Source organism: Methanoregula sp., from assembly GCF_028679125.1.
In the GTDB taxonomy this organism is placed as follows: domain Archaea; phylum Halobacteriota; class Methanomicrobia; order Methanomicrobiales; family Methanospirillaceae; genus Methanoregula.
In genome coordinates this window covers 1-26,035 of sequence record NZ_JAJRCG010000026.1, presented here as the reverse complement: position 1 = coordinate 26,035, position 26,035 = coordinate 1, and the positions used below count along the sequence as shown (strand labels likewise).

Genomic DNA, 26,035 nt, shown 5'->3' with positions numbered 1-26,035 from the left:
AAAAAATGTGATTTGATAGCATGAATACAAACTTTATTAATAATTGGCAAATTACAGTTTAAGGTACGTTGTACACCCATTTTCAGGTGCCCGATATCCGGGCCTGGATGAAATAACCCATGAAAATTACCTCAATCATGTGGGGGTCCTATGCCCCGGTACTGAAACGCGCAGCAGAAGCCTGTGGCATCGACTGCACCATCTTTCCGACCCGTGTGCTGGAGGATTTTCCGGAGAAGCGGGACGAGGCAATCTCCGTAATGAAACAATCGGATGTAATCCTCGTGTACCATACCTCCGACATGTTCTGGGAACAGGTGGACCGGGAGATAGAAGAGATCCGTACGTCCGTCCCGGTCATCTCGCTGGGCCCCGATCCCTCGTTCTGGATGCAGTCGACCGTACGGCCGGAGGTGGTCGCGACCTGTCACCGGTACATCACCAATAATGGCGATGAAAATTTTATCCGCCTCCTCCGGTATATCGAAAGGGAACTCTTCGGGAAGGACTGCCCGGTTGCTCCTCCCGCAGATGTCCCCTGGGAAGGATTGTATCACCCTGCCGCACCGCAGGTATTTGCCACCGTTGACGAGTATCTTGCCTGGTATGCCGATCGCGATACAGGAAAATTCCGGGTGGCCCTGATCTTTTCCCGGACCTCCTGGGCTGCAGGGAATGTTGCGCTCGAAGATATGCTCATCCGCAGCCTCGAACAGGAAGGCCTCAGTGTCATCCCGGTCTTTACCTATGCGATCCGTGACGAGGCGCTGGGTGCCCGGGGCATGGAGGAGGTAGTCTCTGAGTACCTGTTCCGTGACGGGATCCCCATTGTCGATGCCCTCGTCAAGCTCATTCCGTTCCTCTTTGGTTCGGCAAGGGACGCCTCGTCCGGCAGGGCAGGCTCTCCCGGAAGTATCGATCTCCTCCGGTCGTTCGATATCCCGGTCTTCTCCCCGGTGGTCTCCATGTACATGTCCCTCGAACAGTGGCAGGCCTCGGAAGGTCTCTCGATGGATGTCGGGTGGGCCGTGGCATTGCCGGAGTTCGAGGGCGTGATCGAGCCGGTCTTTATCGGCACCAGCAGGTGTGAACCCGATGGCGGGAAGACCCGGGAAGCCGTGCCGGACCGGTGCACGAAGATTGCAGGCAGGGTCCGCCAATGGATTGCTCTTGCGAAAAAACCCGCGCACGAACGTAAAATCGCGTTCATCCTCAACAACAACCCGTGTGCCGGGACCGAGGCAAATATAGGCGGCGGCTCGAACCTTGACACGCTCGAAAGCACTGCACGGATCCTGAAGCGGATGGAAGACGCCGGATACGATGTCTCCACTCCCCCCGCATCGGGAAAAGACCTCGTTGAAACCATCCAAAGGAAAAAAGCAATCTCGGAGTTCCGGTGGACAACTACCCGGGACATCGTGGCAAACGGCGGTGCACTGGCCCGGATGGACCTCGCAACCTACCTGCCGTACTTCCACTCGCTGCCGGTGGCAGTGCAACAGCGGGTGACCGGTACCTGGGGGGAACCCCCGGGAGAGGGAATGGTTCTTGATCAGGCGATGCTGATCACGGGCCTGGCGTTTGGCAATGCCACCGTGCATGTCCAGCCCAAGCGAGGGTGTTACGGCTCACGGTGCGATGGTTCGGTCTGCAAGATCCTGCACGACCCCAAATGCCCCCCGCCCCACCAGTACCTGGCCACGTACTTCTGGCTCGAACAGGTGCGCAAGGCCGATGTGATCGTCCATGTCGGCACCCATGGCAGCCTCGAATTCCTCCCGGGCAAGGGAGTCGGCCTTTCGCAGGAATGTTTCCCGGATATCGTGGTCGGGACCGTCCCGTTCCTCTACATCTACAACTCTGATAACCCGGCAGAGGGGACCATTGCGAAAAGACGCAGTTACGCCGTGATTGTCGATCACATGCAGACCGTCATGACCGGGAGCGGATTGTATGATGACCTCGAAGAGATCGATACGATCCTCACCGAGTACGAGACAACGAAGCACGATCCCGCCCGCGCCCATGCCCTCCAGCACCAGCTCAGCGATGCACTCATCCGTTCGAATCTGGATAAGGATATGCACCTGGGCCACGGGATGCCCCTTAATAAGATGGTGTCGAAAGCACACGAGGCGCTCTCGAAGATCCGCAATACACGGATCCCGTCGGGGATGCATATCTTCGGAGAACTGCCGTCCGGTGAACGCCGTACCGGTTTCATCAGTTCCATCGTCCGCTTCGATAGCGGCACCTCGTCGCCCCGCCGGATTATTGCAGGAATCCTGGGATTTGACCTGACCGGCCTGCTTACCGGGCAGGACCGGTATTCTGATGAACAGGGTATGTCCTACGGGGCGATCCTCGAACAGGTTGACCGGGAACTGGACCGGTTCATCGGTTCCGTGCTGGACGATCCCTCCCTTCCCGTTGCCCTGATCTTCGGGAAGAGGCTCTCGAACGTGCAGGTCGAGGCTCTCGATTCGCTCCGGGCACGGGTGATCGACATAAGCCAGCGGATCGATGCATCGCGGGAGATCGAATCCCTCCTGCATGGCATGGACGGCCGCTACATCCCGGCCGGGCCCTCCGGCCAGATCACCCGGGGGCACGAGAATGTGTTGCCAACCGGGAGGAATTTCTATTCCCTGGACCCCTACCGCGTCCCGACGAAATCTGCATGGCGGGTAGGCCAGCGCCTTGCCGATGCCCTCATAGATAAATATTCCCGGGAGGAGGGAACGGTTCCCGAGAATGTCGCGTTCTACTGGATGGCCGGTGACATCATGGCCTCGGACGGCGAGATGTTTGCCGAGATGCTCTGGCTGATAGGCGTACGGCCGGTCTGGCAGAAGAACGGGCAGGTGAAGTCCTTTGAGATTATCCCGCTCCACAAGCTCGGTCACCCCCGGATCGACATCACGGTCAGGACCACCGGTATCCTGCGGGACAATTTTGCCAACTGTTACGAACTGCTCGACGATGCCGTGCAGGCGGTGGCAGCACTGGATGAACCCCCCGAAAAGAATTTCGTGCGCCGACACTCCCAGAAGAGCATGGTCGAGGACGGGGCAGGGTTCCGGGACGCGACATTGCGCATCTTCTCCTCCCGCCCCGGCTCGTACGCGAGCGGGGTGAACCTGGCGGTCCTCTCCAGCGCATGGAAGACCCAGGGAGATCTCGCCGACATCTTCGTTGCGTATAACGGGTATGCCTATGGCCGTGATGTGAAGGGAAAGGACGCTCACGAGCAGCTGGCAACAAGCCTCTCCACGGTCTCGATCACGTTCAACAAGGTCCAGTCAGATGAGCACGATCTCCTTGGCTGCTGCTGTTACTTTGGTACCCATGGCGGATTTACCGCGGCAGCCCGCCATTACTCCGGGAATGTTGTGAAACCGTATTACGGGGATACCCGCGAACCTGAACATGTGGAAGTGCGGGATCTCTCTGACGAGATCCGCCGCGTTGTCCGGACAAAACTCCTCAACCCGAAATGGATCGACGGCATGAAGGTGCACGGGTATAAGGGCGCTTCCGATATCATGAAGCGGGTGACCCGTGTCTACGGCTGGTCGGCATCCACGCAGGAAGTGGACGACTGGATCTTCAACGACATCGCCGACACGTTCGTGAACAACGAAGAGATGAGGGAGTTCTTTGAAGAGAACAATCCCCATGCCCTTGAAGAGATCGCTCGCCGTCTCCTTGAGGCCAGCCAGCGCAGTCTCTGGGATGCCGATCCTCGGGTACTGGATGAACTCAGGAAGAATTACCTGGAGATCGAGTCGTGGATGGAGGAGCAGTCCGGCGAGGGGGATTACCAGGGAGGCAATGTGGACATCGTCACCCCGGATGATAATCCCCTCTGGGGTAGTGCGATGAACGATCTTCTCCAAAAGATCCATGCAAAACATTCACGGTGATCGTGGATTCATACAGCGGTAACGAAAGCGTGCCCCTTTGAACGCAATTGAAACGCACGGCCTCACCCGGTGGGACCCTCTGTGCCGTGGATTACCTGTCCCTCTCCGTCAACAACGAGATCTTCGGCCTGCTTGGACCCAATGGTTCCGGGAAGACGACAAACGTGCAGATGCTCACGACTCTCCTGCGTCCGACCGAAGGAACCGCGAGCGTCTGCGGGCACGACATTGTCCGGGCGGGAGAGCAGGTCCGTAAGGCAGCTCAGCTATGTGCCGCAGGATATGGCAGTCGACATCAAGTTGACCGGGCTGGAGAACGTCCTCTTCTTTGCCCACCTCTACGGCATCCCCCGTGCAAAGGACAAGACCGATGAGGTGCTCGCGATCATGGAACTGACCAACCGGGCGGATGATCTGATCCGGACCTACTCCGGGGGGATGCGGCGCCGGCCCGAACGGGCCCGGGCCCTGGTCCACGAACCGGCCGTGCACTTCCTTGACGAGCCCACCATCGGGCTCGATGTGGCTGCCCGGAAAAAGATCCGGGAACATATCGGGGGTTTACGGAAGAACGGGATGACCCTCTTTGTCACCACCCACTACATAGATGAGAATTGTCTGCGTGGAAAGTGTTTTTAATTAAAAAAATTTTACTAGTTCATACAAAAATGAAAAACTTTTATACTGACATAACATACCATGATCTGGTGATGACAGGGGAAATCATTGCCAGGCATCGGCCTCATTATGATCCATCTTAAAATGCATGTCCCTTAAGGAACTATCTTTTCCCATCTCCATTTTTAAAAATTCTTAAAACAAATAATTCAGTAAATTTCATACGAATTAAAAAAAGTTTATTACTAAACGGGGCATACTGGTATTCCGGGGTGATGATCAATGCACAAGCAACCCGGGCACCGTCCACCCAGATACCCTGATTCCGGATCTGCTTCTCATCAGTCACTCATCCCGTTTCATTGCATGGAAAATTCCTCATGCGGAGTTGAAAACCTGATGGTTGTAACCAAGAAGAAACCTGACACCAAGAAAGTGGAATCCAAGAAACCAGAACCGAAGACCGTTGAACCAAAAAAGGCTGTTGCGGGTAAGACCGTGACAAAGGCCGTTTCAAAATCCAAAAAATAATTTTTCAGGATAATCCTCGTAAGGCTTTTTTAAAAAACGGTCTCACCGGTTCTCCGGACAGTCCGATCTCCGGATTACAAACCGATCCTCAAACCGGGAGGTCCTGTATTGACATTTTTTCGGGGCTTTATAGGGTCCCGATTGTTAAAATACTCTCAATACACCCTCCATTCAGAATCACTGTACTCTAATTCGCCAAAAAGTGCGACTATCCAAAAACCGGTTCTGTAAAATGGGCTCTGATCGGAAAACGGGGCGTTTTTGAGGACTTTATCTTCAGGGGGAATGGAGATACAAAACACCCCAAAAAAAGAGGTGACCGGGGAGTTACTTCGGCAGCCCCATGAGCGGGCAGGCGAATGTCCCTTCCTTATGGGAGCTCATAGCGGGGAGAGTCGACCGGTCCGGCAGGAGTGCATCCTCCCGGAGGTGGCGGTCACTGCCGGTGTTCTCCGGCATCGCTTCGGCCGGGATCTCCACGATCTGATCGTCGAGTACCAGGAAGTACTGCCAGGTTGCGGCGGAGGTCCGGACCCAGAGCTCGCGGAGGGAGACGGCCGTTACCGGGACCCGGCGGAGCCGGGCAATGTCGCGCCCGTACGCGAAGAGGACTTCGGCCGGCGTGATGGCGATCATCCGCGTCCTCCTCACCCGGACATGGATGGTGAAAAATGCCAGGTAGATCGCAAAGTCATACAGGATACCCCGGCCTTTCGTGTTCTGGCAGAACTTCCCCTGGCGGTTGGCAAGAGCTTTTGCCTCCTTGAGCCCCACGCCCGGCGGGGGTCCGCGTGTCATACACTCCCTCCCCCACCGGATCCGGTGGCGATTCCACAGGTCCCTGCTTTCTGCGGACCCGGAAGAATCGCCCCGCAGCAGCCCGGCGCAAGCTCGCGGGGCAGGGCCTTTGTCCGGACCGAGACATTGTAGTGGTGCCAGTGGGTCCTCTTCACGCTGATGCGGTAGATCCGGTCGCCGGTCTTCAAGACCTGCTCTGCGATGATCCGGGGAAGAAGGAAGAGTGGGATCTCCCTCTCATCGTTTGCGCGGATGCGGACCATCACGACCACCGCCGCTGCCGGAAGCCGGCGATTATCTGATCGAAATGAACGATCTTTTTCTGGATCCTGAGACTCAAATGGGTCGAACCATGAGAAGACGGCGTTTTCGAGAGCCGGCCTGACAGCCGCTCCTGCCAGTTCCCGGGAGCGACAAATATACTTCCGGGGGTTTCTGGATTCCCGGTCATGCCACTCATGACGATGCTCCCGGGTCACATGCGGTCTTACGGTTTTTCTGTACCGGCGGCTCCGCTTCGAGATCGTCCATCCGGTACTGGAGATCGATAATCCTCTGGAACAGTTCTTCATTCATCCGGTCCTGCCGCTCCATCAGCGAGCAGACAAGATCGCGAAGTACTTTTTCGAATTTCAGGAACGGTATCTCGGGATCGCGTTCGCGCAGGTCATCGCAGGTATTTTTCCGGACCGCGTTTTTCGGGGGCCGGATCGATCCGATGCCCAGGCCGCGGAGGCCGGTCCGGCGCTCCACGAGCCGCGGTTCTGTATTGGTATCTTCTGAACAGGAATTCTCCCTGTCGGATTCCATCCTATCACCTCACAGGTATGGCTGGTGGTCTTCATTCGTTACCTCAAAAGAGCACCATACCCGTGACGAGCGTATACAGATCCCGGACCTTCCCCCTCATGCCGGCCTCAGCCGGTCGTTTCCGGAGGTAAGAGAACCGGGAGCCTGTACGGCGCCGTCGGGCGGGCCGATGCTCCTCGTGTCACATCCATCCATTTCTCCTACCACAGCACTTCCGTGCATGTGATTGCAACAAGAATGACATCTGCAATTATATATTCACATGATATTTTTGGATCTATGATTTATCTTTCTGGTTATATGAATAATGAGGGGATCGGATTCCCGTTTTTTATTCCCCCCCATACCATCGGTATTACAACCATAATGCATTTAATCATATACAAATAACAGGATGAATAAATCCGTACGGAGGATCTTTACGAAAGAGGAAACAATCCAGATATTTACCCGGCAGGAAGAGGAATTTATCAGTCTCCTGACCAGGGCCGGGACAAAGAAGAGCGTTGCCGCTGCACTGGTATTCCTGGCAGGCCGGAAGAAGGCATCATCGCACGAGATCGAGCGCGGGGCAGACCTGCGCCAGCCCGAGGTGAGTGTCGCCATGAAGGCTTTGATCCGGCGGGGGTGGGTCGCAAGCCGCAAAATTTCTCCCCCCTGTACTGGCAGGCCTGCCAAAGTCTTTGAACTGGTAAAACCGGTCTCAGAGATCCTGGACAGTATATGGAAAGATAAGGTCGATGCGCTGAAAGAGCAGATGGTGCTGATCGGCCGGCTGAAGGAATTTGCCGGACCGGGGCTGAATTCCTGAACGGGGATTCTGATTCTTCTTTAAAAAATATTTTTTAAGAGGTCCGCATACCACTTCCTCGATCCATCAACGTCACATTTCTGCAAAACCGAATCTTGTTTTTCCCCCATTTCGTGAATGATTATGGGACGGGTAAATAATAATCACGCCAAATTGTCGTCAGGCTCTTTTCCCTCATACATGAGGGTTTTACCGATATGCCGGAAAAATCTCCCGTGCAGGAGCAGGTGGATAATAAGCAGGGCGGCAAACGCAAAGCTCGAAATATCGTGATAAAGAACCCAGTCGTGCCGTGTAATCCCCATCCAGGTAACCCAGCTGCCGCCCCTCCCGCCACCGGATGGCAGGAAGAAATACAATACCAGCCCGGTGATGAGTGACGGAATGAATGAAATCAGGCAGCCTATATCAACAAGTGCATTGATCGTGACGCGTTTCATAAGAATCCTTACTGATTCTCTGGAGAGGCCCGGATTAATAAATACATGGAGAACCGGGCGGGTTACCGGGTTGTTTTTCTGCGGAAAATAAACCACGTTCCCCCGATAAGGAGACCGATACAGCCGATGATCCATGAATCCGGGTTGAGGAATATGATGAGCCCGAGACAGCTCAGTACTCCAATGATTGGCACCAATGGGGAATACATACGGTGCTCCTGGGGAAGCCGAAGAGCAGCAATGTTGGCAATCAGGTAATAGAGCAGCATGGCAAACGTGCTGACTGCGACGACCAGCGTAAGGTCGGCGAGAAGGATGGCTGCAATCATACACGCACCGGTAATCACGATGGCGTAATGGGGCGTGCTGAACCGGGGATGGATCCGTTCAAACAATGAGGGGAGATCCTGACTGCGGGCCATGGAGAAGACGATGCGGGATATCCCCATGATGGTGGTTAAGAGCACACTTGCCGTTGCGATCATTGCTCCCAGTGCAATCACCAAGACTGCCCCGGGACTTCCGGTCATCCCGACTGCATCAGCAAGGGGGGATCCGGAGTTCGCAAGGGCCGGTGCGCCGGCAAGACCGACAGCGACAATGCTCACGAGCAGATAGATGACCGTCGAGATCCCGAGGGCCAGATAGATGGAGCGGGGAATGGTTTTTTCCGGATGTTTTACCTCTTCGGCCATGATGGTGACCCGGGCAAATCCCGTATAGGCAAAAAAGATGAGGGCGGCCCCGCTGAGAATCCCCATCGACCCTTCCGGGGCAAAGGGTGTGAAGTTGCCCGGCCTGAAAAAACCCAGCCCGAACGCCACAAAGAACAGGAGGATCAGGACTTTTGCCGTAACAAGGAGGTTATTGAAAAGGACGGATTCTTTGAGCCCGATGTAGTTGATGACGAGGAACAGGAGGCAGATCCCGATGGCGATAATTTTTACCGGAACCGCCGGAAACAGCGTGACAAAATAATGGGCAAAGCCCAGCGAGACTGCCGCCCCGACAAAGATGTTGGAGAAGATCCAGATCCAACCGGCAATGAAACCGGCAAAGGGGGAGATGAGTTTTTGTGCGTATGCGTAGGTTCCGCCCTCTTCCGGGAGGTAGGCCCCAAGTTCGGCGATGCTCATCGCCGAGAAGACCGCAATGATTCCGGCAATGATGATGGAGAAGACCATTGCCGGCCCGGCAATCCCGGCGACTATACCGGTAACAATGAAAATGCCGGAGCCGATGATCGCCCCGATGCCGAGAGCTGTAGCACCAAAGAGGCCGATCTCGCGCTTCAGGACCGGTCGGGCTCCGGCATCTGGCATAAACTACCCTTCTTCGTTCTGAATATTAATGATATTGAGGTCCGGGCTTCCGAAGAAAAAAGATCATGCTATCGAAAGGGAGGAAATGTTATTATTGTAAATTATTTATAGACCCTGCGATGATGATCGCTCATGGCAACTTCAGGAAAAGTTGAAATCCCGCAGGGGGTCTGGGACTTCCACGGCCACATCTGCCCGTTCATGCCGATAGGGTACCGGATGGGTCAGGTCGCCATGCGGGAACTCGGGGTTTCGCATATCGGGGATCATGGGGCATTCGGCCTCTCGGAGATGGGCGTCGGGCACCCGCAGACCTGTATGATCGACGGCTTCATGGCCGTCACCGGCTGCACGTATGGCAAACTCATGATGGAGCGACTCAACTACGGGAAAGTCGCCTGTCTCCTCGTGGTCCCGGGGAAAGGAGCGGTCCGGGTGTACCTGAAATCGGAGTTCCAGGACGCTCTCGGCAAGCAGGAATTTTTCGTGTACCGGAAGAAAGGTATCGAACCGTCACAGGTCCCGGCCGATGTTGTGCAGAAGGTTGTGGATATGGTCCTGACCGCCCCGGAGTCGGAGATGTTTGCGGTCACGAAATTGCCGGACTTCACGTTCAGCCGTCCAAAGGGATCCTTCAACAAGACAAAGTGCAGTAAATGCGGCGAGTACGTCTTCGAGCGATACGTGCGGATGGTGGACGGCAAGCCAGAGTGCATTCCGTGCTCAGGGTATGACCAGACCTGGGTGAACGTCCTGACCGGCACACAATAACACGGTGCAGAATGGACAGCACCCTCCTCGTCGCAATCGTTGCGGTCTTTGTCGTCTCCATCATTTTCTCGATGTTCGGGCAGGGTGGCGGATCGCTCTATACCCCGATCCTCTTCCTGCTTGGCTACGCGACGCTGACCTCGATCTCGACCTCGCTCGTGCTCAATCTCATAACAGCGCTGTCCGCATCGATCGTTTATTACCGCTCAAAGCTTGTCGATGTAAAGTTCGCGCTCTGGTTCGTGCCAGGCATCTGCCTCGGTGCGTTCCTTGGCGGGGTTGCAGCCGCGTACATCAATCCCGTTCTCCTGATGTGGCTGTTCGTTCTTTTCCTCGTCGGTGCCGGTGGCCGAATGATCTACACCTACTGGGAGAAGTCCTCTCCGGAGGAAGCTTGCCCGTTAAAATTTTCAACGGGGATGTACGCCCTCATCGTGGTCTTCAGTTTCTTTGTTGGCATCATCTCCGGTCTTCTGGGAGTGGGCGGCGGGATCATTATCGTGCCCTTCCTGATATTCCTCTGCCGTTACCCGACGAAAAATTCTGCCGGCGTTGTCAGTTTTATCGTCATCTTCTCGTCCCTGTTCGGGGTATTCGGGCATCTGACGAGCGGCGGCTTTGACATTCCTCTCATCATTGGCTGTGCTGTCGCTGTCGTTATCGGGGCCACGATTGGTGCGAGAAGTATGGTGAAAATATCGAGCGGCTACATCAAGGCGGGTTTCGGGGTCATACTCCTGGTATTTGCAATTCAGCTTATCCTCAAACTGACGCATATTTTTTAAAAAAAACTTCCCGTGCGGGAGCAGATCAATACCTTAAAAAACCGGGCGTTTCTGAATAACACCATGCTATGGACATCACATTCTGCGCCCATTACCAGGGAGATGCACTGCCCCCAACAAACCGGTTCTGCCGAAACTGCCCTCTCGCAAAGACCGCGTGTGACCCTCTGTGGTTGCTGGTCGTTGCGTTGTCGCAATCCAATGGAGGCGATGCGGTCCGGTTGCCCGGGACCCGGGCCGTGATGTATCCCAATTCCAGAAACCGGGATATCATTCACCTGAAGATCAACACGAAATGGGGTCTTCCAAAAGAGGATTTCCTCCACTTCATCGCAACGGGTTCCGCACAGATGGGCCGGAAAGGCGAGCGGCTGAATACAAAAGTCTCACCAAGCATGACGCGGCAGGAGCCCTATGTTCAGTCAATTATTACGGCACTGGGGGGAGAGAATATTCCCGAGATAATGGCCGTACGGCGGATCCAACAAGATACCTTGGGATACCTGGAATAATCCGGCCCTATCACATCAGCAGCCCGGCGATTGCCAGCACCGGGAGCATGGTCACCAGGGCAAGGTGTGCACTGTACCCCGGGGAGGTCTGGAAGTTGTCCCGCAGGATCTCAAAGAGCTGCGTGTATGCGGTGAGGGTTACAACCACCTGTAGTACTGCTGCGGCAACCACAATTACCGGAATTCCGGTTATCACCGCAGCGAGCGTTGCGATCAGCGCAAGAACAAGCGCCCCGAAATGCGGTGCGAGTTTCATTCCCTGCATCCGGAATATGATGAAACCGGTTACCATGCTGCTGAAGAGGATCGCAAGGGCGATCACCTGGTAGGTCATGTTCATTTTTTTTACCACCTCAAAAATTCACAACCGCATAGGAGGGGTCGCTCAGGAGCTGGATGTAGGTTGCAGCCCCGGCAAGTTTCACCCCGGGTGCGAGATCCTTTTCGGTTATTCCGCGGAACGCTGCCGAGTTCTCACAAGCATAGATGGTCACGCCGGCCTTCACCATCTCGTCCATCAGCAGGTCAAGCCGGGCAAACGCCGGGTGTTTCACCCCGGCAGCGCTCCCTTTCCGCGCAATGCTGACCCCGTCCATGAGCAGGAAGACCGTCACCTTCTTGCCCATGCTCACGGCCACTTTTGCGAAGATGAAGGTCGCATACGCCCGTTCGGCATTCCCGGTACCGTTGCTCTGGACAACGAGGACCCGGTCCCGGTTTACGGGAACACCTGGTTCTCCCGTCTTCTCCTTCTTCTCTGCTTTCTCTATCGTGATGAAATGCCGGTCGCCTTCTGTTCCCTGTCCCAGGACCAGCGAACCGGCAGCAGTGATGGCTGCCGTAATATCTGCAAGGGTATCGGGACTGGTGCTCTTGACTTTCAGTCGCTCCCCTGCTGCAAGACTGGATAGACGCTCCCCCACGAGAATAACCGGGCCGGGGCAGGTCTCCCCGGTGACATCGATCTCTTCCAGGGTCTTCCCCGAGGGGGTCATCCGTATTTCAAGATCCTTCCCAAGCGGGGTTACTTCCACAGAATAACCGGACTTCCGTGCAACAGCATCCATGCCGGCCTCGGCCCCCGGGCTGACGATGAACCGTACCTCTTCACCGGGAACCTCAAGGTTCCGCAGGATATTTCCCACAAGAATACCGGCGTTCGGGGCCCTGATACCCAGGGCCTTCACGGTTTTTACCATATTATCCCCACTTCTGTTTGAACGTCCTGAGGGCCTCGACCATTGCACCCAGATCTTTTGGCGGGAACCCGAGGATCACTTCGTCTTCGGCAATACCGGAATATTTCCGCGACCCGTTGCACCCGAGCGTCATGTTCGGGACTCCCCGCTGTTTCACGGCGACAACCGCATCAGCGCAGAGCGACTGGATACCCGAGTAATCGCTTGCGATCCGGCCCCCCGATACGTGGAGGTATGCCTGCGATAACCGGAGCGCCTGCCGGGGTGTCACGACAAACACGACCACATCGGGTTCGAATGCCGCCTTATCGAGGGGTGCATACACGGAGGCAAAATAGGTCTCGTCAAGCTTCGGGATTGCGTGGACGGTCTCCACGGCTCCTTCGACCGTCTTGAAATTCCCGAGCTTCTGGTAGGTTGTGCCGTCAGCCACGAGGTCCGGTGAGGGTTCGATTCCCATCACGGCAGCGCCTCCCTTGCAGAGGTGTTCCGCACGGGTGACGTACCCGGTAAGTCCCTTGAGCCGGGCATCCTGCACAAACTGGCAGTGCCTCTCTTTCTTGGTCACTTTTTCATACCCTGCCGGCACATCCGCGGGAGTCCTGGCAAGTTTCACGGCTACCGGGCTCCCCTTCAGCCCCAGGAGCTCGATGAGCTCCTTTCCAATCTCCTCGTAGGTCATTTTTCCACCTGCTCCCCGGGATCTGCCCGGGCACCAGAATGAATGGTCTAACCATGCTGTATCGTCTAACCTATAAATAGGGTGTTATTGCACCAAGGGAGATTGCATAAAACTTCTGCACCGAATTTTCAGATGATGAAAATAATTTTTAAAAATCGATCAGAGAGAATGGCTTATGACTCTTGTTGATGGTTAAATCTTTGAATAAGATCAAGAATCAGGCTCTATTGTTTTTAGGATGCGCGGATGAAGCATGAAGAGAGAACGCGGCATAAGAAATGGTTTCAGGTTGCTGTAATTCCACACCAGAAAAATATTAAAAAAGTTCAGGTCGACAACCACCATCCCGGCTCACCCGCCAACCCCCATAATCATTCCGACAACCTGCTGCGCCGTTGCCGGGTCCGCAACCTGCGCGAGCACCAGCCCCGCCATCGCAACGAACAGGGTCCAGAAGACTTTCTTGACCTGTTCGTTCTTCCCGAACGCATCGATGATGGCATCCGTGTCCGCTCTCATGGCGCGCTGGATCAGTTTAGGCAGAAAGACAAAGAGCGGAAGGAAGAGCATCGCTGCACCGATGAACGCGAGCGTGATCTCGGCCCGGCCCGCCAGGAAGATCCCGAGCGGGACCGCGAAGATGCCGGCCAGGATCGCGGCCATCCCGACCTCCCCGAACCAGAAGTAATGTTTTTTCTCTGCATAGTTCAGCCGCTCCGCATCTGTGAGAACGGAGAGATCGAAGATACCAAGCACGGAGAGCATCCCATACCAGACCGCGTGCGTCTCCTCCGGGTCGGCAACGATGCCGAGGAAGAGGATTGCGACCGGCACGATGAGAAGGATGAGCGGCAGGTGGGCGAAGAGAAAAATGAGCGCGAGCAGGAGCCCGGTGCCGCAGATGGCGGCCCGGGTCTCCCGTTCGGATTCGAACATTCTCATCACTCCCGGGCTTCGCTCGTGTCTGCTGCGATGGCGAACTCGAACACCGGGCTGATGTACCCGTGGTTTGCCGGGCCAAAGTCCCGCTTCTTCCCGCGCTGGACGATCTTCCGGCGGGCGGTTCTGATCCGTACCGTGTGGATACCGGCTGCCCGGGGATAGACCCGGCGGCCATCGATATCCAGCATCTTCTGGTACGGTGGGACATCGAACCAGTCCGGCCAGAAGCGGACCCCCTTGGGGATGTCTGTTCCCCGGAAGAGATCCTGCATGCGCATCGGGGACACATTGTCGTAGATGATATCCACGATCAGGTCCGTGTCCTCCAGGTCCGGTTCCAGTTCAAGCTCGTAGAAGATCGGATTGCGCCGGACTTCATCGAGCGTGAGCGGCGTGTCTTTTGTCAGCGGCTCAAGGCCGGAGAATGTTCCCCGGTACAGGCCGGTTACGGTTGCGATTGGTTTGTTTTCTTCAATCATGATATACCTCCTTCATTCGTTCGTGCTCATCCCGGAGTTTCTTGAACTCCTCCACGATCTCGTCGTACCTGCCGATCCGCTGGTGGATCGAGAACAGGACCGGGTAGAGGGGGAGGACTACGCCAAGGATGAGACCTGACATTTCTGTTTCCATAGTGGCACTAATAGGAGAGGGATTATCCCTCCCTAAGGTCCAGAAGAGATTTGACGCTCTCGGGGCTCCGCCCCGCCGCGTGGGCACCCCCGGTTGCGATGATGCTGTATTACCTGTCACAAACTCCTCGATAGATTCCCAGTACGGGTAACACCGAGGCATCGCATGCGCCCCCGCCCCCCATTGGGGGGCAGGGCTGGCGCGAGGGGGGATTGTTTCAAATCTTCCGGACTATGGATGGCATCAGGCCAGTGCCGTCACCGTGTCGGCCCAGGTCTCGACCCGGGTCCGGATCGCATCGTCAGAGTACGAGGTGATGCTCACGCTCTGCCGGCCGAAGGTGACCATGTAGATCTCCCCGTTGGCATCGTGGCACTTCAGGGTGGCCGAGTAGGTGTCGTGGGCCAGGTCGTGGATTGCCGTTCCCCCGTGGGCGGTTGCGATTGCGGTGCTTGCCACCAGTGCTGCTGCACCGGCGGTGAACCCGGCAATGGTGTTGTACTTCCCGGATTCAGTTCCTACGGTCTTTGCGTCGCCGTCCTGATAGATGACCTTCGCCACGTAGTTCTCCCGGGACTTCTCGACCGGCTGGTGGGTGACGCCTGCACTCTCGTAACTGGTGCAGTTGAACGGGTTATCGGTAATGACCGCCTGGATGATTGTGTTGAACGCGGTCACATCGGTGATCGGGCTCGCGAGTGCGCGAACCGCTGACTTTACGGTTGTTTTCTGTACGAAATCTGCCATTGTTGTTTACCTCCTAGTTTCTGTTGTTGTGATGGCGGGATTCCGATCGACTCTTTTCATCACGGAAGAGGACTCCGCCCTCATCCGGATTTTTTGGTCTTTCCGGAACCCCTTCGTCTCGGGGCCCTTTGACATATCCATATAGGATGTGGGAGGCAATGGGCTTGGATGAATAAATTTTGAAAAGCGAAAATGGGGAATTTTGCACAGGATTGGAGCCGATCAGGGCACGTATGTTGGGAATTTGGGTGCGCAAAAGTTGTACGTAACCAAATTTACATCGGCTGCGCTTGCGAAGGTGTTAAGTTAGTATGAAAGAAGTTTTATAAATTCCCAAGAAAATCCATAAGATCAGGTGCCCTCTGGGGAACAACAATGTTGTCCATAATATTCGGGTTTTCCTGAATTGCAGCCTTCGTGTTAAGATATTTCTTTACCGATTTTGTTTCGCTAATGGTCTTCTTGGTCCGTTCCACTTCGAGATGCATCAGGGTGCTATTCAGGAACTGGTTAACCGCGTTGTCCTTCAACAACGTAGAGTCTGAAATCGGCAGTGACTGAGGATAGTGATCAAGATTTAGGTAATAATAGGAATCAGGGTCGAAAATGCGGTGTTTGTGAAAGGTGTGCGCTTCAAGATAAGCGTCCTTAGTTGCGAAGTTATTTTTACTGGCCCGTTCTGCTAGTGCATCGTCATTATTTAAATTGCCTAAAAATGGTCGCCATGGTTCTCGGTCGGTCCCTATGAAATCTGCCCCTAAAAATTGAGTCAGGATGTCGGAAGCTGCAGCTTTATTTTCTTGAACATGGGGAAGAAGTTCCTTTTTGATATGGGAGAAATATAGGGTAGCGTTGGAATTTCCCATAATCTTGTCAATGAGATGAATAATTGTTTTCAGTCGGGATGAATATGTATCATTACAAGACTTGGCATCGAAGTCAATCCAGATATTAGTGTAACCCTGAGTTTTATAATGAGACAGGATCGCCTCAAGATTTTTCTTGGATAATTCAATATGCAGGGGAGCAAAAATCGGCCGGTTATTGCGGTCCATTAGGATTTTGATGCTCTGATCGACAAAGGCAAGGTATTGGGTTGTATTGATATCGTCCCTTTTTTCAAGCCGGACATCCGGGCATAATACAAAAGCCTTCGATGCCGAATGAACATAATCGAGCAGGCATATGTAGCTGTTTTCATCAAGACCCGGGAATGTTTTTCTTGTCTCGCCGGAACCTACTGAAAATTCTTTAAATGGATTTTTCGGGAAAACGAGGGATACCGTTGTCAATGCGGAATTCCACATGCGCTTTTTTATATTGAAAAAAGAGTCGAGACCGTGAACCCTGTCTGGGCCTGCCTCATTCAGCAGATGATAGAGAGAATTCCAGCTGCGGATATCAGTGATAAATTTCTGGTATTCCAGGAATGGTTGTGCTATCATTCCGGAAACCGGAGAGACATCCTCAACGTTAATCCCGTTCCCGGCAAGAACCTTGAACGGTGTCTCAATCTTTCGTCGGAGATGTTCAATCTCAATTTGTTTGATAAAATAATCGCCGTCTTTTGCGTGAGTGATTGGATCGATGGAAATATGGGGATCAAACTCACGCGCTGACATGATAGTTCCTAATATATTCAATCGCAGGCATAAGGATTGTCCTCAAAATCTCGGGATCGATGCTGCACGGGCGCTGGTTTTCCCCGCTTGTGAAAACATTCTCTATCTTAATGAGAAATTCGAGCACCTGATCCGGGGGAATCCGTTGGTCTTCACAACAGGCTTCCTGGACAAACCCGATTGTCCCTTTCACACGGGATTCAAGGTTTCTGAAATGCCTTTTCGCAAATTTGTTGGGACGACGATCATCAAGGATCAGAAAACGGAGTTTGCCTTGCGCATCCAGCATATACCCTATCCCAATGGCCTCATATTCCCCGTCATTAATATGGTGTGGGTTCCTGCCGAAAAATGGTTTGATCAGCTGATAATAATCAAAATTGTAGGTTGTGACAAGTTGGGTAAATCCGCTGTCGTTTGTAAGTGGCTCAGGAAGTTCGCCTAAAATTTTATTCCCGAGAAAAAAAGAATACGCCGAAAGAAACTTAAAAAGAATGTCTTTTCGTTTGATGTCGCATGCGCAGCAGCTGTAAAACGTTGAATCCGCTACGACAGAATCTCTCATGTCAGTTGCTCGCCACGAGATCTTCGTACCGCTCTTCGTCAATATATCCCTTTTTTACAAGATTGTCAGCCAATCTCTTTTTTGATTTCTGAATGCCATCAAAAACATTTGACTTCTTCTGGTATTCGGGATACGTGTCATAAATGAGGAGAAGCAATTCTTCCGGAGTGAGCTTATCGTAGAGTTCCCTGACCATCTTCATGGCTGCAAGGATCGGTCCCATCTGGGGATTTGCTGAACTTGCAGTATAGAGTCGTCGGTACTCACTTCTGCCATGTGGCGTCAGCTCTACATATCCTCCAGTCAGCGTGTCATATCGAGCTGGTGGAATGTACGTCCAGCAGTTGATCACGTAGAACGGGTTCCTGATAATTTGTTCAATCTCCTCAGAATATGGCCCACGGTAATGAGATATAAACCTCATGAATTTTTGAATATCGGGATGGAAATTCCAGATAAAAAATGCCTCCTTTTCCAGATGGAGGATGGAAATTTTCTGATCTTCGGTACCCAGCAGTAAAAGGATGAGATGTTCCAACGCCCGGGACCTCGTATCAGTTGCGTTTCTCTGCTGCATTCTTTACCATCACGAATTTTTCGTCGAATCCTATTGAAATGTATCCATATGGATGTTTAAACAGTTTATCATAAACCCGGCACCGCAGGGGGTGAAATTGAATAAAGACTATTTTTTCCTGTGTCCTCCCTCATAGATCCCCGGATCCGACCCCCCGTCATTTCTCCGGGCAGTCCGATCTCCGGATTACAAACCTATCCTCAAACCGGGAGGTCCTATATTGACATTTTTCCGGTGCTTTTAAGGACCCCAATTGTAAAAATACTCCCAATCCATCCCCCATTCAAAATCACTGTACTGTAATTCTCCAAAAAGTGTGACTCTCTAAAAAGTGGTTCTGTAAAATAGGCTCTGATCGGAAAACGGAGCGTTTTAACGGGTTTTTGTTTTTGATGGGATTGCAGGTCCGGAAGATGGGGGCTCGCCATCGGAGATGGTACATCCCCGGCTGCCGGTGTAACGGGGCACGGTAACAACACTGGTCCGCAGCTCAAAATTTACTTATTTCATTTGATTTTTCCGATATGTGCATAACATTTCATTAACTATATTACAATATATGTCCCATATGAGCGGTATGAAGTATCTCCGACCTTTGGTCATCCTTACCGTATTGCTTATCTGCGCCCTGCTCGCAGCCGGCTGTACGTCATCATCGCCAGCCGGAACCACAACGACCGCCCAGCCTGCAACCACGATCGCCCCGGCTGCATCCTCCGGGAGCATCATCGTCTTTGCCGGTGCCGGGCTCAAGGCCCCTCTCGATGAGATCGGAACGGCCTTCGCCCAGAAATACGGTATTGACGTTCAGTACAATTATGGCGGGGCGGGAACGCTCGTCACCCAGATGAACCTGACAAAGAAAGGCGATGTGTTCATGCCCGGTTCAACCGTTGAGTTCCAGACGGCAAAGGACCAGGGCCTGGTCACCACCAGCCAGCTGGTCGCGTATCACGTCCCGGTGATCGCTGTCCAGAAAGGCAACCCGAAGAACATCACGACCCTTGCGGATTTCGCCCGGCCCGGCCTGAAGATCGCTCTCGGTGACGCCAATGCCACCGCCATCGGGAAAGCCGGTGCCAAGATGTTCAAGAAACTCAACATCACCGCAGCGGTCGAGAAGAACGTGGTCACCCGGACACCGACCATCAACGAACTCACGGTCTTCATGAACCTCGGACAGGCCGATGCAGCGCTGCTGACCCTTGACCAGATCGACGCCACCAAGGTCGATGCAATCGTCATCCCGGTCAAAGACAACAACGTCCTCGTCACCCCCATCGGAGCAACCACCTTCTCGCAGAACACCGGTGCCGCAGACAAGTTCGTTGCCTACGTTGCATCGGATGAAGGCAAGGCATTCTTCGCCAAGCACGGCTTCCCCATCTACCCGGACCCGGTCTATGCCAGCGTTACCCCATGAGGGTATCAGCAGGATGGAGTGACCTGTAATGGAATTCATACCGATCGGGATCGTCCGCTCCCGGCTTTCGACAGCCGGGGCACCTCCCTTCCAGAGTGTGTTCTCAGATGAGGAAGGGAAGATTGAGATATTCCCGAACTTTCAGGAAGGGCTGAAAAATATCGAGGGATTCTCCCACCTCATCCTCATCTCCTGTTTTGATCGGGCCACACAACAGGCCCTCACCGAACAGGCATTGATTGACGATGTGGCCCCGCATGGCATCTTTGCCTGCCGCCATTTCAACCGCCCCAACCCGATCGGGATCTCCTATGTGGCGCTGACCCGTGTTGACGGGCCCATCCTCTCCGTCAGGGGCCTCGATCTCCTGGACGGGACGCCGATCCTCGACATCAAGCCGTATATCCCGGCATTCGACAGCATTCCCGATGCCCGGTCCGGCTGGGTTACCGCCGATCACATCGGGAGGATTCGCGCGGCGGGCAGCCATGGCGAGAAGGCGCCCGGTTGCGGGCGACCGCAGGAATAACGGACGATTGCTGATGCGCAGGTTCTCCCTCTCCTTAAGCGCCATTGTTTTTCTTGCCATCGGCATCATCCTTCTCACGCTCGTTACGTACTCGCCCCTCCCTGCCCTTGCCGCAAGCCTGGCGAGTCCCGAGATCCAGTTTGCGATCCTGCTCAGCCTTGTCACGAGCACGGTCTCGACCCTGGTCTGCATCGCTCTTGCGATACCGGTTGCCTACAGCCTCAGCCGGTACCGTTTCTTCGGCAAGCGGGTTGTTGAACTGGTGCTGACCCTGCCGCTCACGCTCCCCCCGCTGGTGGCGGGCATCGCCCTCCTCCTCTTCTTTGGCACGACCCCGTGGGGCAAGGCGCTGGACCAGGCCGGGTTTGGGGTGATCTTCACGCCGCTCGGGATCATCGTGGCCGAGGTCTTCGTGAACCTCCCGTACATGATACGGATCCTGCGCTCGTCCTTCTCTGCCATCAATCCCCGGTACGAGTACGTGGCAAAGACTCTCGGCTGTACCGAGAGCGGGGCATTTCTCCGGGTGACGCTTCCCATGGCCCGGTCGGGCCTCCTTGCCGGGACGGTGATCACGTGGTCAAAGGCGATGGGGGAGTTCGGGGCGGTCCTGATGCTTGCCGGTGCCACGACCATGAGGACCGAGACGCTGCCGATCGCGCTCTATCTCAACATCTCGGGTGGTGACCTGGACCTTGCCGTTGCGGCAGCAACGATCCTGATCCTGATCTCGCTCGTCACCCTGTGTGCGGTGGAATACTTCGACCGTGATGTGCATGTGTTCTAGGAGGTGACTGTCCCGTGCTGCGCATTGAATCGCTCTCCATCACGCTGGGTGAATTCTCGGTACGGGACGTGTCGCTGGAGATACGGCCAGGGGAATATTTTATCATTCTTGGCCCGACCGGGGCGGGAAAGACCGTGCTCCTGGAGACGATTGCCGGTATCCACACGCCGGATTCGGGAAGAATAATTCTTGGCGACAAGGAGATCACCGCGACAGAGCCGCGCCTGCGCAAGATCGGCATGGTCTACCAGGACTACATGCTCTTTCCCCACCTGACCGTTGAGGACAATATCGTCTTCGGGTTGCGCCAGCGAAAGGTCCCGAAAGAAAAACAGCAGGCGCTGGTAGCGGAGATGTGCGCATTCCTGGAGATTGGGCACCTGAAAAAACGGTACCCGGGCACGCTCTCCGGTGGCGAGCAGCAGCGGGTCGCCCTTGCCCGTGCCCTTGTGCTCAAGCCGGAGATCCTACTGCTCGATGAACCATTGAGCGCACTGGACGGCCGCACCCGGGAGCGGATGCGCAGGGAACTCTCCCGCATCCGAAAGTGTACGGGAACGACCATCATTCAGATCACGCATCATTTCGACGATGTCTTTGCGCTTGCCGACCGGATTGCGATCATGCGGGAGGGACAGATCATCCAGACCGGCGAAACGTCGGAAGTCTTCCTGCACCCGGTCGATACCTTTGTTGCAGAATTTCTTGGTATCGGCAACATTATCCGGGGAACGTCATCCCGGTCCGGTGATATCGCCCGGATCATGACCCGTCACGGGACGGCATTCTTTGCTGCCTCCGGACTCACCGGGGATGTGGTTGCCACTCTTCATGCGGAGGATGTGATCCTATCGGAGGCACCGTTTGCCTCCAGCGCCCGCAACTGTCTCTCCGGGACGGTGACGGAAATTATTCCGGCGGGCAGCACCATCCGGGTGATCCTTGATGTGGGCTTCCCGTTAACCGCGCTCCTCACCCGCGAGAGCTGTCATGAACTGCATCTTGAACCCGGCAGCACGGTCTGTGCAACGTTCAAGGCATCCGCAGTACACGTGATCCCGGCCGGTTCAATCTGATAGCGCGCGGGATCGTTGTTGCATCACCGTTCATCGCTGCTGCGGAAAGGAACATCAGGAATGGTTCTGGTCAGCCAGCCCCCGGCCATGTGTTGTACTTAAGATAGCAGTTTTTTGGGCTCTTCACTCAGATCATAACCGGAGAAAGAAGACGGGATTCACAATTTCGTAATCCTCTTACCCTGACAGGAGAAAGAGAGAACGTACCATGAAGAACCCCTTCCACATCATGATCATCCCGACGCTGGGCTGCCCGGGCAGGTGCAAATACTGCTGGAGCTCGGAAGAAGGGTCACCGGTCATGACCATCGATACGGTGAAGGAGATCGTAGCGTGGCTGAAGGGGTTCCGGAAGGACCGGGTGACCTTCACCTTCCACGGGGGGGAACCGCTCCTTGCCGGGGCTGATTTTTACCGGCAGGCACTTCAGATGCTGGCAGGGGAACTAAACGAACTCACGCCGGATTTTGCCATGCAGACAAACCTCTGGCGGATGACACCGGAGATTGCATCGGTGCTCGCGGAGTACCATGTCCCGCTCGGATCGAGTATCGATGGCCCGGAACATATTACCGATTCACAGCGGGGCGAGGGATATTATGCGAAATGCATGCAGGGCTATGAGATTGCCCGGGCCGCCGGCCTTTCCGTGCGGTTCATCTGCACATTCACAAACAAGTCGGTAAAGCACCGGGATGAGATATTCAATTTCTTCAAGGAGAAGGGGTTTGTGCTGAAACTGCACCCGGCCCTGCCATCGCTCCGCTCGGAGAACCCGAAGGAATGGGCGCTGGAGCCGGAGGAGTATGGGGATCTTCTGGTATACCTGCTCGACAAAGCCCTGGACAATATCGGGACGGTCGAGGTAATGAACATCAACGACCTCTGCCGGTGTGTCTTCACCCGCCGTGGATCGGTCTGCACGTATGTCAACTGCATGGGCACCACGTTTGCCATCGGCCCCGACGGGAGCATCTATCCCTGTTACCGCTTTGTCGGGATGCCGGAGTGGGTGATGGCAAACGTGCGGGATAAACCGACAATGGAACAGCTCATGGAATCGGAACCCGGCCGACGCATGACCGCCTTCTCGGAGTATGTAGATACGGCATGTAAAGACTGTTCGCACATCCAGTATTGCAGGGGCGGCTGCCCGTACAATGCGATCGCTCCCTCGGGAGGATCGCTTGACGGGGTTGACCCGCACTGCGCTGCCTACAAACGGATCTTCGATGAACTCAACGAGCGGCTGAATAACGAGATGTTCGACGATGAGCCGATAGCGGGGACGGACTTTGGCATGCCAAAGGGCCATAAGCCGGTGAAACCCGGCGTGCTGGTGCTGATGCGATCCGTTGTGGAGAAGTGACGTGAAAAGGGAATTGCACGAGATGCCGTTTCATCGACAGTGCACCATCACACCAGGGTCTTCTGCGGATCCGGATTATTGAGATGCTTTTTTGCAGCCAACGTAACTTCCCGTCCCTGCGGCGTGCGTTTGATAAAACCGATCTGGATCAGGTACGGTTCATACACATCCTCGATCGTCCGCACCTCTTCGCCGACCGAGATCGCGATCGTCTTTGCCCCGACCGGCCCGCCATCAAAATCATTGGCGATAACCGCGAGAATACGCCGGTCCAGTTCGTCAAGACCGAGTTCATCGATCTGCATCATGGCAAGGGCGCTCGCGGTAATCTCCCGGGTTATCGTCCCATCGCCCCGGACAATGGCATAGTCCCTCACCCGGCGTAAGAGGCGGTTAACAATCCGGGGTGTGCCCCGGCTCCGTTTCGCGATCTCCTCCGCACCATCCGGCGTTATGGGGATCTTCAGGATCCGGGCGCTCCGGGTCACGATCCGGACCAGTTCCTCCGGGGAATACAGGTCGAGCCGGCAGGTGATGCCGAAACGATCCCGGAACGGTGCGCCAAGGAGTCCCTGCTTGGTGGTGGCACCTATAAGGGTGAAGCGTTCGAGATCCAGTTTGATCGAGCGTGCACTCGGTCCTTCACCGATCATCACGTCAATGAAGAAATCCTCCATTGCCGGGTAGAGCACCTCCTCAACAACCGGGTTGATACGGTGGATCTCATCGATGAACAGGATATCGCCCCGCTGGAGCGGGGTGAGAAGCGCTGCAATATCCCCGGGCTTTTCCAGCACCGGGCCTGTCGTGGACCGGATTTCAACCCCCATCTCGCGGGCGATGATATGGGCGAGCGTGGTCTTGCCAAGGCCCGGCGGGCCGGAGAAGAGGATGTGGTCAAGGGGTTCGCCCCGTTTCTGTGCAGCTTCTACCGCAATCTTCAGGCTCTCTTTGACCTGTTCCTGCCCGACAAACTCTTCGAGCCGCTCCGGCCGGATGGTGAGATCATCGCGATCTTCGGTGAGAGTATCCGGTGTGATGATCCGTTCAGACACGATCTTATCGCTCCTTGAGTTTTACAAGCGCCATCTTGATCAGGTTCTGCACCGTGGAGGAACCCGGATCCCTTGCCGCTGCATTGACCGCAGCACGGGATTCGTTCTCGTTAAACCCGAGCGAGACAAGGGCGCTGACTGCATCGTGGACCACCATGCCGCCCTGACCAGCCTCTCCTCTGGGCAGTGTCTCGCTGATCTTCTTCATCTTGTCCCGGAGTTCCAGAATTAAGCGTTTGGCACTCTTGGTCCCGATGCCGGAGATCCGGGTCAGGGCCTTCTCATCCTCGTTGAGGATCGCCATCGCGAACTCCGAGATCCCGATCTGGGAGAGGAGGTTCATGGCAATCTGTGGGCCGATACCCGACACACCGATAAGGATCCGGAACATCTCCAGTTCGCTCTGGTGGAGGAAGCCATAGAGGGTGATCGCATCCTCACGGACTGCCATATAAGTATGGAGCCTGACCGTTCCCCGCGTCCCGGCCAGCTGCTGGAGGGCCGGCTGGGTGACCTGAACCTGGTACCCGACACCATGGACGTCGAGGACCACCCAGCGGTCACCCATGAGGACCGGTTCACCGGAAAGGAGTGCAATCATGGTACTATCTCATTATATGGATATGACATAAGGCAATCGAAAGGGCATCGGCAGCATCATCGGGCTTTGGAATCTCCTTGAGATGGAGCAGCCGGGTGATCATCTCCTGCATCTGGCGTTTATCGGCACGCCCTGATCCGGTGATCGCCTGCTTGACCTGGTTCGGGGTATATTCCGTAACCGGGATATGGTTCTGTTCTGCGAGAAGGAGGAGGACGCCCCGGGCTTCGCTGACATTCATGGCCGACGTGATGTTCTTGGAGAAGAACAGTTTCTCCATTGCCACATGGGCCGGTGGATATTTATCGAAGAGGGCGGCTGTTTCGGTATATATGTGGAGCAAACGCTCCGGCGTTCGCTGATCCTTACCGGACTCGATACAACCGTAACATATCGGTTCGTGTTTCCGGTTGACGACATCAATGACACCATATCCCACGCGGGCAATCCCCGGGTCGATGCCGATAACGATCATTTCACAGATGCACCTGATCAGGTATTTGTCATTCCTCTTTTATACAACACGGGTGTGCGGGGTGAAGGTGACCGGTTATCCCGGCTACCAGGGGGAGATTCCACGAACAGAGGATTCCATTAAACAAACAATCTTGCCTTCAACTCAACTAAATTTTCCTTAACACAAATTCACATGACCGAATAATCCAGAATCGGTTCCCGATTTTTAAACCGCCTGATATATACCCGCATTTCGTCGGAATAAATTCGAAACCTTTTAATGAAGAGGTAGCCAATTTTACACTAACCACAAAGAGTATCAACTCGATGTGCGTGGCATTGCATTTTGAATACTCTCGTGCATTCGCACGCAGGGAGGAGGCTAAATGGAACATATTGTATTTGGCATTGGAATTACTGCATTGACAGGAGCTCTTGCCACTGT

General features: G+C 54.8%; 32 protein-coding genes. 13 read left to right on the top strand and 19 right to left on the bottom strand.

Going from position 1 to position 26,035, the window contains the following annotated elements:
• Positions 1 to 119: 119 nt before the first annotated feature.
• The 4 genes from cobN to LUQ43_RS12890 all read left to right on the top strand — a co-directional run bounded on the left by cobN (position 120) and on the right by LUQ43_RS12890 (position 5,078).
• Positions 120 to 3,929: a cobaltochelatase subunit CobN gene (gene cobN, locus LUQ43_RS12900; RefSeq protein WP_299968406.1), complete on the top strand. Its 3,810-nt coding sequence runs from the start codon at positions 120 to 122 to the stop codon at positions 3,927 to 3,929.
• Positions 3,930 to 4,015: 86 nt separating this feature from the next.
• The gene (locus tag LUQ43_RS13425) at positions 4,016 to 4,303 is read left to right on the top strand and encodes an ATP-binding cassette domain-containing protein (RefSeq protein WP_363318525.1); all 288 of its coding nucleotides are present in this window, start codon (positions 4,016 to 4,018) and stop codon (positions 4,301 to 4,303) included.
• Positions 4,212 to 4,568, top strand: a complete 357-nt coding sequence (locus LUQ43_RS13420; RefSeq protein ID WP_363318524.1) for an ATP-binding cassette domain-containing protein — start codon at positions 4,212 to 4,214, stop codon at positions 4,566 to 4,568. The genes LUQ43_RS13425 and LUQ43_RS13420 overlap by 92 nt, the downstream gene beginning before the upstream one ends.
• 378 nt (positions 4,569 to 4,946) lie before the next feature.
• A complete protein-coding gene (locus tag LUQ43_RS12890) occupies positions 4,947 to 5,078 on the top strand; it encodes a hypothetical protein (RefSeq protein ID WP_299968404.1) in 132 nt (43 codons plus the stop codon).
• 327 nt (positions 5,079 to 5,405) lie between these two features.
• Here LUQ43_RS12890 and LUQ43_RS12885 read toward each other — a convergent pair whose 3' ends face one another.
• From LUQ43_RS12885 to LUQ43_RS12870, 4 genes are read right to left on the bottom strand one after another with little or no spacing between them, the layout of a single operon-like run.
• The gene (locus LUQ43_RS12885; protein ID WP_299968403.1) at positions 5,406 to 5,876 is read right to left on the bottom strand and encodes a hypothetical protein; all 471 of its coding nucleotides are present in this window, start codon (positions 5,874 to 5,876) and stop codon (positions 5,406 to 5,408) included.
• Positions 5,873 to 6,139 carry a hypothetical protein gene (locus LUQ43_RS12880; protein WP_299968401.1) on the bottom strand — a complete coding sequence of 89 codons (267 nt, stop codon included), beginning with the start codon at positions 6,137 to 6,139 and terminating at the stop codon, positions 5,873 to 5,875. Before LUQ43_RS12880 ends, LUQ43_RS12885 begins: the two co-directional genes overlap by 4 nt.
• Entirely contained in the window at positions 6,139 to 6,336 is a 198-nt protein-coding gene (locus tag LUQ43_RS12875; RefSeq protein WP_299968399.1) for a hypothetical protein, read from the bottom strand. The genes LUQ43_RS12880 and LUQ43_RS12875 overlap by 1 nt, the downstream gene beginning before the upstream one ends.
• Positions 6,333 to 6,686: a hypothetical protein gene (locus LUQ43_RS12870; RefSeq protein WP_299968397.1), complete on the bottom strand. Its 354-nt coding sequence runs from the start codon at positions 6,684 to 6,686 to the stop codon at positions 6,333 to 6,335. Before LUQ43_RS12870 ends, LUQ43_RS12875 begins: the two co-directional genes overlap by 4 nt.
• Before the next feature lie 394 nt (positions 6,687 to 7,080).
• Between LUQ43_RS12870 and LUQ43_RS12865 the strand changes: the two genes are divergently transcribed.
• Complete coding sequence (locus LUQ43_RS12865; RefSeq protein WP_299968394.1) at positions 7,081 to 7,497, top strand: ArsR family transcriptional regulator; 417 nt, start codon at positions 7,081 to 7,083, stop codon at positions 7,495 to 7,497.
• A gap of 143 nt (positions 7,498 to 7,640) precedes the next feature.
• On the opposite strand, the gene LUQ43_RS12860 is transcribed toward LUQ43_RS12865, so the two are convergent.
• The gene (locus LUQ43_RS12860; RefSeq protein ID WP_299968392.1) at positions 7,641 to 7,937 is read right to left on the bottom strand and encodes a DUF4405 domain-containing protein; all 297 of its coding nucleotides are present in this window, start codon (positions 7,935 to 7,937) and stop codon (positions 7,641 to 7,643) included.
• A 62-nt stretch (positions 7,938 to 7,999) separates the two neighbouring features.
• Positions 8,000 to 9,259: an amino acid permease gene (locus LUQ43_RS12855; RefSeq protein ID WP_299968390.1), complete on the bottom strand. Its 1,260-nt coding sequence runs from the start codon at positions 9,257 to 9,259 to the stop codon at positions 8,000 to 8,002.
• Between the two features lie 132 nt (positions 9,260 to 9,391).
• Here LUQ43_RS12855 and LUQ43_RS12850 point away from each other — a divergent pair, with 132 nt between their 5' ends.
• The 3 genes from LUQ43_RS12850 to LUQ43_RS12840 all read left to right on the top strand — a co-directional run bounded on the left by LUQ43_RS12850 (position 9,392) and on the right by LUQ43_RS12840 (position 11,327).
• The gene (locus tag LUQ43_RS12850) at positions 9,392 to 10,030 is read left to right on the top strand and encodes an FmdE family protein (RefSeq protein ID WP_299968388.1); all 639 of its coding nucleotides are present in this window, start codon (positions 9,392 to 9,394) and stop codon (positions 10,028 to 10,030) included.
• Positions 10,031 to 10,041: 11 nt separating this feature from the next.
• A complete protein-coding gene (locus LUQ43_RS12845) occupies positions 10,042 to 10,815 on the top strand; it encodes a sulfite exporter TauE/SafE family protein (RefSeq protein WP_299968386.1) in 774 nt (257 codons plus the stop codon).
• 68 nt (positions 10,816 to 10,883) lie between these two features.
• Positions 10,884 to 11,327 carry a hypothetical protein gene (locus LUQ43_RS12840; RefSeq protein ID WP_299968384.1) on the top strand — a complete coding sequence of 148 codons (444 nt, stop codon included), beginning with the start codon at positions 10,884 to 10,886 and terminating at the stop codon, positions 11,325 to 11,327.
• Between the two features lie 10 nt (positions 11,328 to 11,337).
• On the opposite strand, the gene LUQ43_RS12835 is transcribed toward LUQ43_RS12840, so the two are convergent.
• The 10 genes from LUQ43_RS12835 to LUQ43_RS12790 all read right to left on the bottom strand — a co-directional run bounded on the left by LUQ43_RS12835 (position 11,338) and on the right by LUQ43_RS12790 (position 18,294).
• Positions 11,338 to 11,667: a DUF5400 family protein gene (locus tag LUQ43_RS12835; protein WP_299968382.1), complete on the bottom strand. Its 330-nt coding sequence runs from the start codon at positions 11,665 to 11,667 to the stop codon at positions 11,338 to 11,340.
• A 13-nt stretch (positions 11,668 to 11,680) separates the two neighbouring features.
• A complete protein-coding gene (locus LUQ43_RS12830) occupies positions 11,681 to 12,526 on the bottom strand; it encodes a DsrE family protein (protein WP_299968380.1) in 846 nt (281 codons plus the stop codon).
• 1 nt (position 12,527) lies between these two features.
• A complete protein-coding gene (locus LUQ43_RS12825) occupies positions 12,528 to 13,208 on the bottom strand; it encodes a DUF169 domain-containing protein (RefSeq protein ID WP_299968378.1) in 681 nt (226 codons plus the stop codon).
• A 351-nt stretch (positions 13,209 to 13,559) separates the two neighbouring features.
• A complete protein-coding gene (locus LUQ43_RS12820) occupies positions 13,560 to 14,144 on the bottom strand; it encodes a hypothetical protein (RefSeq protein ID WP_299968376.1) in 585 nt (194 codons plus the stop codon).
• A 5-nt stretch (positions 14,145 to 14,149) separates the two neighbouring features.
• Positions 14,150 to 14,629, bottom strand: a complete 480-nt coding sequence (locus LUQ43_RS12815) for a hypothetical protein (RefSeq protein WP_299968374.1) — start codon at positions 14,627 to 14,629, stop codon at positions 14,150 to 14,152.
• Positions 14,622 to 14,771 carry a hypothetical protein gene (locus tag LUQ43_RS12810; RefSeq protein WP_299968372.1) on the bottom strand — a complete coding sequence of 50 codons (150 nt, stop codon included), beginning with the start codon at positions 14,769 to 14,771 and terminating at the stop codon, positions 14,622 to 14,624. Before LUQ43_RS12810 ends, LUQ43_RS12815 begins: the two co-directional genes overlap by 8 nt.
• A gap of 255 nt (positions 14,772 to 15,026) precedes the next feature.
• On the bottom strand, positions 15,027 to 15,530 hold the full coding sequence (locus LUQ43_RS12805) for a hypothetical protein (RefSeq protein ID WP_299968370.1): 504 nt from the start codon (positions 15,528 to 15,530) through the stop codon (positions 15,027 to 15,029).
• A gap of 323 nt (positions 15,531 to 15,853) precedes the next feature.
• Entirely contained in the window at positions 15,854 to 17,152 is a 1,299-nt protein-coding gene (locus LUQ43_RS12800; RefSeq protein WP_299968368.1) for a hypothetical protein, read from the bottom strand.
• A complete protein-coding gene (locus tag LUQ43_RS12795) occupies positions 17,139 to 17,717 on the bottom strand; it encodes a hypothetical protein (protein WP_299968366.1) in 579 nt (192 codons plus the stop codon). Before LUQ43_RS12795 ends, LUQ43_RS12800 begins: the two co-directional genes overlap by 14 nt.
• 1 nt (position 17,718) lies before the next feature.
• On the bottom strand, positions 17,719 to 18,294 hold the full coding sequence (locus LUQ43_RS12790) for a hypothetical protein (protein WP_299968364.1): 576 nt from the start codon (positions 18,292 to 18,294) through the stop codon (positions 17,719 to 17,721).
• A 577-nt stretch (positions 18,295 to 18,871) separates the two neighbouring features.
• Here LUQ43_RS12790 and modA point away from each other — a divergent pair.
• The 5 genes from modA to LUQ43_RS12765 all read left to right on the top strand — a co-directional run bounded on the left by modA (position 18,872) and on the right by LUQ43_RS12765 (position 23,478).
• The gene (modA, locus tag LUQ43_RS12785) at positions 18,872 to 19,717 is read left to right on the top strand and encodes a molybdate ABC transporter substrate-binding protein (protein ID WP_299968363.1); all 846 of its coding nucleotides are present in this window, start codon (positions 18,872 to 18,874) and stop codon (positions 19,715 to 19,717) included.
• Positions 19,718 to 19,745: 28 nt separating this feature from the next.
• The gene (tsaA, locus tag LUQ43_RS12780) at positions 19,746 to 20,246 is read left to right on the top strand and encodes a tRNA (N6-threonylcarbamoyladenosine(37)-N6)-methyltransferase TrmO (protein ID WP_299968361.1); all 501 of its coding nucleotides are present in this window, start codon (positions 19,746 to 19,748) and stop codon (positions 20,244 to 20,246) included.
• A gap of 13 nt (positions 20,247 to 20,259) precedes the next feature.
• A complete protein-coding gene (locus LUQ43_RS12775; protein ID WP_299968414.1) occupies positions 20,260 to 21,033 on the top strand; it encodes an ABC transporter permease in 774 nt (257 codons plus the stop codon).
• Positions 21,034 to 21,047: 14 nt separating this feature from the next.
• Positions 21,048 to 22,109 carry an ATP-binding cassette domain-containing protein gene (locus LUQ43_RS12770; RefSeq protein WP_299968359.1) on the top strand — a complete coding sequence of 354 codons (1,062 nt, stop codon included), beginning with the start codon at positions 21,048 to 21,050 and terminating at the stop codon, positions 22,107 to 22,109.
• A gap of 208 nt (positions 22,110 to 22,317) precedes the next feature.
• Positions 22,318 to 23,478 carry a TIGR04083 family peptide-modifying radical SAM enzyme gene (locus tag LUQ43_RS12765; protein WP_299968356.1) on the top strand — a complete coding sequence of 387 codons (1,161 nt, stop codon included), beginning with the start codon at positions 22,318 to 22,320 and terminating at the stop codon, positions 23,476 to 23,478.
• 47 nt (positions 23,479 to 23,525) lie between these two features.
• Here the strand turns inward: LUQ43_RS12765 and ruvB are convergent, their stop codons facing one another.
• From ruvB to ruvC, 3 genes are read right to left on the bottom strand one after another with little or no spacing between them, the layout of a single operon-like run.
• Positions 23,526 to 24,533, bottom strand: a complete 1,008-nt coding sequence (ruvB, locus tag LUQ43_RS12760; protein WP_299968354.1) for a Holliday junction branch migration DNA helicase RuvB — start codon at positions 24,531 to 24,533, stop codon at positions 23,526 to 23,528.
• A 4-nt stretch (positions 24,534 to 24,537) separates the two neighbouring features.
• Positions 24,538 to 25,134 carry a Holliday junction branch migration protein RuvA gene (gene ruvA / locus LUQ43_RS12755; RefSeq protein WP_299968352.1) on the bottom strand — a complete coding sequence of 199 codons (597 nt, stop codon included), beginning with the start codon at positions 25,132 to 25,134 and terminating at the stop codon, positions 24,538 to 24,540.
• Between the two features lie 4 nt (positions 25,135 to 25,138).
• Positions 25,139 to 25,609: a crossover junction endodeoxyribonuclease RuvC gene (gene ruvC / locus LUQ43_RS12750; RefSeq protein WP_299968349.1), complete on the bottom strand. Its 471-nt coding sequence runs from the start codon at positions 25,607 to 25,609 to the stop codon at positions 25,139 to 25,141.
• Positions 25,610 to 26,035: the final 426 nt, after the last annotated feature.